Raw genomic sequence first — 3009 nt, forward strand, 5'->3', positions numbered from 1 at the left:
GGCTCAATCGAGTCGCAACATATCGCACTCGGCCGATTCCGCAGCGACTTGCCAGGACTTCAGATCGCAGGCCTCGATCGTCTCGTGCGCGAAGATGACGGCAAGGGCTTGAAAGGAAAAGATGCGCTTTTCCTTTTGGATAGCGAGGGGCGAGAGATTTGGAAGGAAGATCGTCAAACAGACGGCTGGCTGACCATTATTGAACCTTTACGCGGTTGGGTGAAGGGCGCAGCGGATTACATTTTAGCTTATCGCCGTGGTGGAGGTGTGTTTCCAACCTTATATGACGGCAACATGAATGAGGTCGTTTCATTTCCGCTTGAAGGTTATGCGGTGCACGCCGATTTGTTCGGTAGCGGGAGCGAACAGGTGATTATCTTTAATAATGAGACAATGGAGATTTATGCGAGTCAACCTTATGATGTGACGGAGAAGCCTTCGGCTGTACCGCTGCCACAGCCGAAACGGTTATCCAGCTCCACATTGTACCCTGGCGGAGAGATCCCGATCTAATGGAGGCTGACATGAAGATGAGTCCCTATTTTCAACCAAACGAATCGATCGCTGGCAAAGCGAAGTCTGACGAACATATACTGGCGACGATTGCTGGAAGGTTCATCGGTGCCAACCCCAAGCATCCTCCGGTTTATCGGATATATTCGGAGGAAGGCTTCCGGCGCGGAGCAGATTATCGTTACGAAATGGACCTTGYGCAGAGATGGCCGGAGCTGGAGGACGGGCAATTCGTCTACGTCTGGGGAAAGCTGTGGAGTGATGGGGAGATTGAGCATCCGTTCAGTGTAAGCTGCTATTGTCCTGTGCGTATCATGGTGAACGGGACGCAGCAATTCGCGTCCAACCTGAATGACGATGTATATCCAGAACGAAGCAGCTATTTCCGTGCCAAACTCGGCAAGGGCTGGAATCACATCGTCCTGGAATTCGTGGCAACCGCAACGGGTTGTGGCGGCAAGTTCGGAACAGGAAGCATCAAAGGCTTCCCGATGCATATGCTTTCCCCTGCAGCTGAGCGGGAGGGGCAAGAGGGTTGGGTGTACAGCAGTCCGCAATCGGCTGCTTGGGAAGTCATGCCTGGTGCCGGGGAGGAGAAATGCATTGATGAATGGTATCCGCGAGCGGCTTGGACACCACGGGAATTGAGCAGCGGATGCTTCACCCGCATCTACGGCGAAAAGCCAGGGCTGGTCGCCTACGCGTGGACGAAGCTGGAGAACAGAAACCCGAACGTGCAAAGGGTCCGGCTGACAGGTGAGTATCAAGGCCAGCTTACCATTTACTTGAACGGTACTTCCGTCTTTGAGAGACATCAGCACCTGGCGGATGGCCGGATCGGGATAACACTTGCAATCCCGTTTGGTGTCCATGATCTCATTGCCTGTTCTACTTGTGAGGGTTCGATTTGGGGTGTTGGTATTGAGCTTGAATGTCTTAGTGCTGAAGAAGCCATCCCAGTGAAACGAATGCCGCCTTTTCCTGTTGAAGGGTTGACGGATGGCTGGTTGTACGCAGGACCTTTCTCACCTGAAAAAGCTCCACAGCCAACCGCAATTACTCGCATGGATGCACCGCTTGGCTCAGAAGATGAGCGCACATTCTGGCGTGCCGATTTGCCTGGAGCTTGGGTACGGCCTTATTTGGAGAATGCCATTTATGGCAAATGGAACTATCCGCTTGGCGTGACGCTTTATGGCATCTTGCGAACAGGTCAGGAGTTAGCGGATCCGCATTACACGAACTATGCTGCTGATCATATAGAACAGTGCACTTCCTTGTTCGCTTACAGTCGTTGGGACCAGGCGCAATATGGCTCGCCGGGCGTGAATCACCAACTGACGCTGATCGACAGCTTGGATGACTGCGGTTCCTTCGGTGCAGCAATGCTGGAGGCAGGCAAACTCCGGGCGCTGGACGGCGCAGAGGCGGCGGCCGAACACATAGCCGATTACATTACGCGGGAACAAAGCCGGCTTGAGGATGGGACGTTGTACCGAACGCGGGGTACGACCGATTTCATGAAGGATACAGTTTGGTGCGACGATTTATATATGAGCACGCCGTTTCTCAGTAAGTATTACGAGCTTACAGGTAATGTAGCGTATTTGAATGATGCAGCGAAACAGTTTTTGCAGTATAAAAAGTTGATGTTCATCCCCGAGCTATGCATCATGCATCATGTATTCGATTTTAAATTTGGCAAAGGAAATGGCGTGCCTTGGGGACGAGGCAATGGCTGGGTGCTGTTTTCGTTAACGGAACTGCTGGCCGTCATGCCAGACGAACATCCAGAACGCCTTGAGTTATTGGCCTTTTTCCGTGAGCTGTGCCAAGGGTATAGGCGTTTACAGGGTGTGCAGGGATTATGGCACCAAGTGCTGACAGATCCTGAATCGTATGCGGAGGCATCTTGCACATCGATGTTCATCTACGCGCTGGCTAGAGGTGTCCGCTTCGGCTGGCTGGAAGAGGCAGCTCCCTATGTGGAGGCTGTGCTGCGGGGGTGGGACGGCTTGACGCGTTATGCGATCGATAGGAACGGAAATGTATACGGCGTCTGCCGAGGTTCGGGGTACTCGTTCAATAAGCTGTACTATAAGGACCAGCTTTCTTGGCAGTTGAACGATACGCATGGAATCGGTATTGTGCTGTTGGCGGGCATTGAAACGATGAAGCTGCGGAAGCATTTATCGGCTTGCAGTAGCTAAGATAGCCGGCATGACCCTTTGGGTTATGCCGGTTTATTTGTCCTAACGCCGATTCCTCCTGTTATTTTCCGCGATTGCTCCACTTTTGAGGAGCATAGCTCCAGTTACTACCGCTAATTCCTCCACATCTAGCAGATTTCTGCAACTACCAGCGATTTAGATGGAGTTTGTACCGCTATTGTGCTCCCTGCCGCTGAGCATCGGGGAATAAAGGTAGTTTTTCCCTTTAATCCACCCGAGGCACCACCTATCGGAGCCGTCCCCTCAAAACTAGGCAACTGAGCAG

Annotated in this window: 1 protein-coding gene and 1 pseudogene; both read left to right on the top strand. The window is 52.4% G+C overall.

Annotated features, from left to right (window positions below):
- A pseudogene (locus AC1DUA_RS31715) lies at positions 1-513 on the top strand (hypothetical protein); the annotation flags it as partial.
- 17 nt (positions 514-530) lie between these two features.
- Positions 531-2723, top strand: a complete 2193-nt coding sequence (locus AC1DUA_RS31720; RefSeq protein WP_477503529.1) for a glycoside hydrolase family 88/105 protein — start codon at positions 531-533, stop codon at positions 2721-2723.
- Positions 2724-3009 lie beyond the last annotated feature (286 nt).

It is taken from the genome of Paenibacillus sp. 01T422 (genome assembly GCF_056398785.1).